General features: G+C 69.5%; 6 protein-coding genes and 1 pseudogene. 6 read left to right on the forward strand and 1 reads right to left on the reverse strand.

Going from position 1 to position 6,699, the window contains the following annotated elements:
* Window positions 1-139, forward strand: a pseudogene (locus AC1D2K_RS27045) (ABC transporter substrate-binding protein); the annotation flags it as partial.
* Window positions 140-211: 72 nt separating this feature from the next.
* On the opposite strand, the gene AC1D2K_RS27050 reads toward AC1D2K_RS27045, so the two are convergent.
* Window positions 212-880 carry a TetR/AcrR family transcriptional regulator gene (locus tag AC1D2K_RS27050; protein WP_478092482.1) on the reverse strand — a complete coding sequence of 223 codons (669 nt, stop codon included), beginning with the start codon at window positions 878-880 and terminating at the stop codon, window positions 212-214.
* A 164-nt stretch (window positions 881-1,044) separates the two neighbouring features.
* On the opposite strand from AC1D2K_RS27050, the gene AC1D2K_RS27055 reads away from it, so the two are divergent.
* The 5 genes from AC1D2K_RS27055 to AC1D2K_RS27075 form a co-directional block, all read left to right on the forward strand.
* Complete coding sequence (locus tag AC1D2K_RS27055; protein ID WP_478092483.1) at window positions 1,045-2,289, forward strand: branched-chain amino acid ABC transporter substrate-binding protein; 1,245 nt, start codon at window positions 1,045-1,047, stop codon at window positions 2,287-2,289.
* Between the two features lie 7 nt (window positions 2,290-2,296).
* A complete protein-coding gene (locus AC1D2K_RS27060) occupies window positions 2,297-3,076 on the forward strand; it encodes an SDR family NAD(P)-dependent oxidoreductase (RefSeq protein ID WP_478092485.1) in 780 nt (259 codons plus the stop codon).
* A gap of 23 nt (window positions 3,077-3,099) precedes the next feature.
* A complete protein-coding gene (locus AC1D2K_RS27065) occupies window positions 3,100-3,909 on the forward strand; it encodes an SDR family NAD(P)-dependent oxidoreductase (protein ID WP_478092487.1) in 810 nt (269 codons plus the stop codon).
* The gene (locus tag AC1D2K_RS27070) at window positions 3,906-5,558 is read left to right on the forward strand and encodes a class I adenylate-forming enzyme family protein (RefSeq protein WP_478092488.1); all 1,653 of its coding nucleotides are present in this window, start codon (window positions 3,906-3,908) and stop codon (window positions 5,556-5,558) included. The genes AC1D2K_RS27065 and AC1D2K_RS27070 overlap by 4 nt, the downstream gene beginning before the upstream one ends.
* The coding region (locus AC1D2K_RS27075) for an acetyl-CoA acetyltransferase (protein WP_478092489.1) at window positions 5,555-6,699 on the forward strand (1,145 nt) is incomplete at its 3' end. The genes AC1D2K_RS27070 and AC1D2K_RS27075, both read left to right, overlap by 4 nt.

The raw sequence follows: 6,699 nt of genomic DNA on the forward strand, positions 1-6,699 counted from the left end.
CAGCACCTTCGAGCCCGACATGTTCGGCAGCCCGAAGATGACTTTCAGCGCCACCAAGCGGCTGGGCAATGACCAGTCGCGGCTGTCGCAGATCGTCGACGGCAAGTGGAAGGTGGTGTCGGACTACCTGGCGCCCTGAACGTCCGGCGACCCGCGCGAGGAAGCCGCGAAGCCGCCCGAGGGCGGCTTTCTTCTTTGCGCGAGCGAAGCCTCAGCGGGCGCTTCGCTTCGATGCCTTCAGTGGACGCAGGCCGTGGATCACGTGGTCCGCGAAGGCTTCGGCGATCGCATCGCCCTGTGTTTCGCCCTTGTCGGTGAACCAGCGGTTGATGTTGTTGATGGCCCCCATGAAGAAGAACACCGCGAGCTTGGGGTCGCACGGCGCGATCGCTCCCTCGTCGACGCACCGGCTCACCAGCGCGCGCAGCTGCGTGTCGACCACCCGTCTCCGCTGCTGGATCAGGGCGTTGTGCTGCGCGGTCATCGAGTAGTACTCCGTCAGCACCACGCAGGTGCCCAGTTCGCTGGTCATCTTGCGGATGTAGAGACTGACGAAGAGGCGCAGCGCGTCCAGCGCGGTGGCGCCTTCGGACTCCGCCGTTTCAAGAGCCTCCTCGGCCATGCCGATTGCCAGGCGATGGCACTCATACAGGATCTCGTGCTTGTTCTTGACGTAGCGATACAGCGCCGGCTTGGTCACCGACAGTGCGCTCGCGATGTCGTCGAGCGTGGTGTTGTGGAAGCCCTTCACCCCGAAGGTGCGGCCGGCAGCAGCGATCAGCGCGCGCTTGCGGATCTCGCGCGGGTCGGGCGTGCCGGCCAGCGCGTTGTTCCAGCGGGCGGCCTTCGGAGTCGGTTTGGATCTGGGCGTTGTGACCATGGCTTGGGTGCAATTGTCGGTCACCCGTGTGCGGGGTCTGCCCGCTTGACGGAGCCGGTGAGGCTGTCTATATTAACTGGAAGTTACTGCAAGGTAACTTGTATTGACTCAACAGAAAAACCACGGGATCGCCGCCCGCGCGCCGGCATCCCTCGGAGACCACCATGGCATTTCCTCGCTCCCTGGGCGTTGCGGCGGCATTGGCCGTTTGCGCGCTCGCCGCCTCGGCGCAGTCGCAGCCGCCGATCCGCATCTCGCACATCGATACCTTCTCGGGGCCGACCGCCTCGACGGGGGTGACGGTGTCGAAGACGCTGCTCTACGCGGTGAACCTGATCAACGAGCGCGGCGGCGTGCTCGGCCGCAAGCTCGAAGTGGTGGCGATGGACAACGGCGGCGATCCGGCGAAGGCAATCGCAATGCTCAACAGCACGGTCGACCAGAAGATCAGCTTCATGGTGCAGGCCGGCAACTCCGGCATCGCCGGCGCCCTGGAGGGCGCGGTCGACAAGCACAACGATCGAAATCCGCAGTCGCGGGTGCTCTACCTCAACTACGGCTCGGCGCTGCCCGAACTCACGGGAGAGAAGTGCAGCTTCTGGATGTTCCGCTTCGAGGCGCACCAGTTGATGAAGATGTATGCCATCGCCGACTACGTGAAGCAGAACCCGAAGATCAAGAAGATCTACCTCATCAACCAGGACTATGCCTTCGGCCGCTCGGTCAGCGCCGACGCGCGCGAGATCATCGGCAAGGCCCGACCGGACGTGCAGTTCGTCGGCGACGATTTCCATCCCTTCGGCAAGGTGAAGGACTTCTCGCCCTACGTGCTGAAGATCAAGCAGTCCGGGGCCGATACGGTGCTCACCGGCAACTGGGGCAACGACCTCTCGCTGCTGGTGCGGGCCAGCAAGGAGTCGGGCCTGAACGCGCGCTACCTGACCTACTACGGCGGCCTGTTCGGCGTCCCGACGTCGATCGGAGCGGCCGGCGAGGACACCGTGTTCCAGATCGCTTCGTGGCATCCGAACGTGCCGGTCGAGGACAAGCAGCCTGCGCTCGAGAAGTATCAGAAGGATTTCAAGGCCAAGTTCGGCGAGGACCTCTACTACACCTCCATCCTCGTGCAGATGGACATGCTGGCGCGCGCCATCGAGAAGGTGGGCAACGCCACCGATCTCGTGAAGATCGCGCAGGCGCTCGAAGGCATGGACTACGACTCGCCCTTCGGCAAGATCCAGATGCGCAAGGCCGACCACCAGGCCACGCACCCGCTCTACGTCACTCAGCTCGTGAAGGGCGTGAAGTACGACGCCGAAGGCCTGGGGATGGGCTGGAAGACGGTGGCCAAGGTGCCGGGTCCGGTCACCGAGCTGCCCGTCAACTGCAAGATGAACCGTCCTGACTGAGGTTCGCATGCAGTTCATCGGCGCCGGGGTGCAGGGCAGGGTCGCGGTGGTCACGGGCGGTGCGTCGGGCCTCGGCGCAGCCACCGCGAAGGCACTGCGCGCGGCGGGCGCGTCCGTCGCGCTCATCGACCGCGATGCGGCGGCCGTCGAGGCGGCCGCCGCGGCGCTGGGTGCCATCGGCTTCGCGGCCGACGTGGCCGATGCCGACCGCATCGAGTCCGTGTTCGGCCAGGTCGCCGAGCGGCTGGGGCGAACCGGCATCCTGGTCAACTGCGCCGGCATTGCCGACCCGGGGAGCGTGGTGCGCCGCGGCGTCGCCATGCCGCTGGCCGAGTTCCGGCGCGTGATCGAGGTCAATCTGCTGGGCGCCATCAATTGCATCCGCTGCGCCGTGCCGCAGATGATCGAAGGGCGCGCGGGCGACGCAGAGGCCGGCGTGATCGTCAACACCGCCTCGATCGCCGCCTTCGACGGCCAGATCGGGCAGGCCGCCTATGCCGCGTCCAAGGGCGGCGTGGCCGGCATGGTGCTGCCCCTGGCACGCGAGCTCGGCGAGCACGGCATCCGCGTCATGGGCATCGCGCCTGGCGTGTTCGAGACGCCGATGACGATGAACCTCGCGCCGCCATCGCGCGATGTGGTGTTCGCCGCCGTGCCGCCGTTCCCGAAGCGGCCCGGCCAAGCCGGCGAGTTCGCGGCGCTGGTGCTCGCAATCGTCGGCAACCCGATGCTCAACGGCGAAGTGATCCGCCTCGACGGCGCGCTGCGCATGCCGGCGCGCGTCTGAACGCCGCTCACCAAGGAGAAACGATGCAGATCGAAGGAACGGTGGCCGTCGTCACCGGCGCGGCCTCGGGGCTGGGGCGGGCCACGGTGCGGCGCCTGGTGGCGCAGGGCGCGCGCGTGGCGGCGCTGGACCTGGCCGGCGCGCCGCTCGATGCGCTCGCCGCCGCGCAGCCGGTGCTGGCCATCGGCGGCGACGTGAGCGCAGCCAGCGACATGGAAGCGGCCTTCGCGCAGGTGCGCGCTGCGCTCGGCCTGCCGCGCATCCTGGTCAACTGCGCCGGCGTGCTGGGGCCCGCGCGCGTGTTTCGCACCGACAAGGCGACCGGCCGCCCGGTGCCGCGGGAGCTCGAGGTCTTCCGCCGCGTCATCGACGTCAACCTGGTCGGCACCTTCAACACCCTTCGTCTGTTCGCCGAGGGCCTGAGCGACGACCACGCCGCCGACGGCGAGGACCGCGGCGTGGTCGTCAACACCGCCTCGGTGGCGGCCTACGAGGCGCTCTCGGCGCAGGCGGCCTACGGCTCGTCGAAGGCCGGCGTGGCCAGCATGACGCTGCCGCTGGCGCGCGAGCTCGCGCGCTTCGGCATCCGCGTGGTGGCGCTCGCGCCGGGCACCTTCGAGACCGGGATGTACGAGGTCGTGCCCACGCACACGCGGCGCACGCTGATCGACGACGTGCCCTTTCCGCCGCGTCCCGGCCGGCCGGAGGAGTTCGCCCACATGGTGCAGGCGCTGATCGAGAACGGGATGATGAACGGCTCGGTAGTGCGCATCGACGGCGCCGTGCGCATGCGCGAGCCGACCATGGCGCGGGAAGGGAGGGCGGCATCATGAGCGGTCCGACTTTCACCCCGCAGGGCGACGCGCTGCGCCTGGAGGCGCTCTACGGCGATCGGCTGGTGCCGTGCTATGCCGAGCGGCCGCGCAACCTCGACGCGATGCTGCGCGCGTCGGTGGCCCTGCGCGGCGACGCGCCGGCGGTCGAGGACGGCGCCGTGACGCTGAGCTACCGCATGCTCGACCGCCTGGCCGACCGGGTCGCGAGCGGACTCGCCGCGCGCGGCGTGGCGAGCGGCGACCGGGTCGCGCTGTTCGTCGGCAATCGGTCCGAGTTCATCGTGCTGCTGGCCGGCATCTGGCGGCTCGGCGCGATCGCAGTGCCGATCGGCACCCGGCAGAGCGCGGCGGAGCTCGGCTACATGCTCAACCAGTGCGGTGCTGCAGCGCTGGTGTTCGACGCCTCCCTGGCCGACCGGCTGCCGCCGCCGGCCGACATGGCCGGCGTGCATTGCACCGTGTGCATCGAGGAGCGCGGCCTCGATGCGGCGCTGCGGCCGGGCGCGCTTTCGTATGCGGCACTGCTGGCCGCCGGCGACGATGCGCCGGTCGGCGCGGACTTCGAAGACACCCGGGCCGCCTGCATCATGTACACCTCGGGCACCACCGGGCACCCGAAGGGTGCGGTGCTGTCCCACCTGGGCTTCTTTCATACCGCGCGCCACTACGTGCGCCGCTTCGGCTACACCGCCGACGACCGCATGCTGCTGGCGATCCCGGCTTCGCACATCTCGGGCCTGCTGGCGGTGGTGGTCGTCGCGCTGCAGGTGGGCGGCTGCCTGGTGTGCCTGCGGCAGTTCGGCGCGGGCGAAGCCCTGGCCGAAATCGAGGCGCGGCGCGTCACGGCCGCGGTCATGGTCCCGGCCATGTACAACCTCTGCCTGCTGCATCCCTCGCTGCCCGGGCGCGACCTGTCGTGCTGGCGCATCGGCCATTTCGGCGGCGCAGCGATGCCCGAGATCACGATTGCGCGACTGGCAGCGGCATTGCCCGGCCTCGCGCTCTACAACGGCTTCGGCGCCACCGAGACGACTTCGGCGGTCACGCTCACCGAGCGCGGCGACGCGGCGCGCAAGCCCGACACCGTCGGCACCGTGGTGCCATGCGTCGATATCCGCGTGCTCGACACCGCCGGCCGCGAAGTGGCCACCGGCGAATCGGGCGAACTGTGGATCCGAAGCCCCGGCAACGCCATCGGCTACTGGGCCAACCCCGAGGCCACGCGGGACGCGTTCGTGGCCGGCTACTGGCGCTCGGGCGACATCGGCAGCATCGATGCCGAAGGCTTCGTGCGCGTGTTCGACCGCATCAAGGACATGATCAACCGCGGCGGTTTCAAGGTGTACTGCGTGGAGCTCGAAAACGTGATCCAGCGCCACCCGGGCGTGATCGAGGTGGCTGCGGTCGCGAGCCCCTGCCCGGTGCTGGGCGAGCGCGTGCACGTGTTCGTGCATGCCACCGAGCCCGTGGATGCCGAGGCCGTGCGTGCGCTGTGCCGTCGCACGCTGGCCGACTACAAGACACCCGATTTCGTCACCGTCAGCGCGACGCCGCTGCCGCGCAACCTCAATGGCAAGCTCGTCAAGGCACCTCTGCGCGAGGCCGCCCGGCAGCTTGCCGCCATCACCTCGGAAAGAAGTGCATGACTCCCACCCCGGTCTACATCCTCGGCGGTCACCAGACCGATTTCGCACGCCACGCGTCACGCGCCGGCGATGGCCTGTTCGAGCTGATGCGCGACGCGGTGCAGGGCGCGCTCGCCGATGCCGCGCTGGAGCCGCGCGAGATCGAATCCGGCCATGTCGGCAATTTCGTCGGCGAACTCTTCGCCGGGCAGGGTCAGCTGGGCGGCATGCTCGCGGCGATCGACCCCGGCTTCTACGGCACGCCCGCGGGGCGGCACGAGGCGGCCTGCGCGTCGGGCAGCATCGCGATGCTGGCCGCCACGGCCGAGATCGAGTGCGGCCGCTACGATTGCGTGCTGGTCACCGGCGTGGAGCTGGAGCGCAACGTGCCCGGCGCCGTGGCCGCACAGCACCTGGGTGCCGCGACCTGGGTGGGCGAGGAAGGCGCCGGGGCGACCTACGTGTGGCCGCACATGTTCCATCGGGTGGGGCAGGAGTACGAGCGGCGCTATGGACTGAAGTACGAGCATCTGGCGCGCATCGCCGAGATCAACATCTCGAACGCGCGCCGCAACCCGTTCGCGCAGACGCGAGCGTGGGACTACACCGAGGCCAGCTTCACCGCCGACGATGCAGCCAATCCCGTGATCGAGGGCATGATCCGGCGCCAGGATTGCGGCCAGGTCACCGACGGCGCCGCAGCCGTGATTCTCGCGTCGCCGCGCTTCGCCGAGGCATGGGCCAGGCGGCGGGGCCAGTCGCTGGACGCGCTGCCGCGCATCGCCGGCTGGGGTCACCGTACGGCGCACCTGAAGCTCGATCCCAAGCTGCAGGCCAGTGCCGGCCAGGCCTACGTGTTCCCGCATGTGCGCGAGGCGGTCCAGGGTGCATTCCGCCGCGCCGGCATCGCGGACGTGTGGCAGCTCGACGGCATCGAGACGCACGATTGCTTCACCACCACCGAGTACATGGCGATCGACCACTTCGGCATCACCGCGCCAGGCGAGAGCTGGCGCGCCATCGAGGCCGGCACCATCGAACGGGGCGGCCGCCTGCCGGTCAACCCGAGCGGCGGGCTGATCGGCCTGGGCCACCCGGTGGGCGCCACCGGCGTGCGCATGGTGCTCGACGCCGCGCGCCAGGTGGCGGGGCGGGCCGGCGA

Source organism: Variovorax sp. P1_H12_2 (assembly GCF_056405335.1).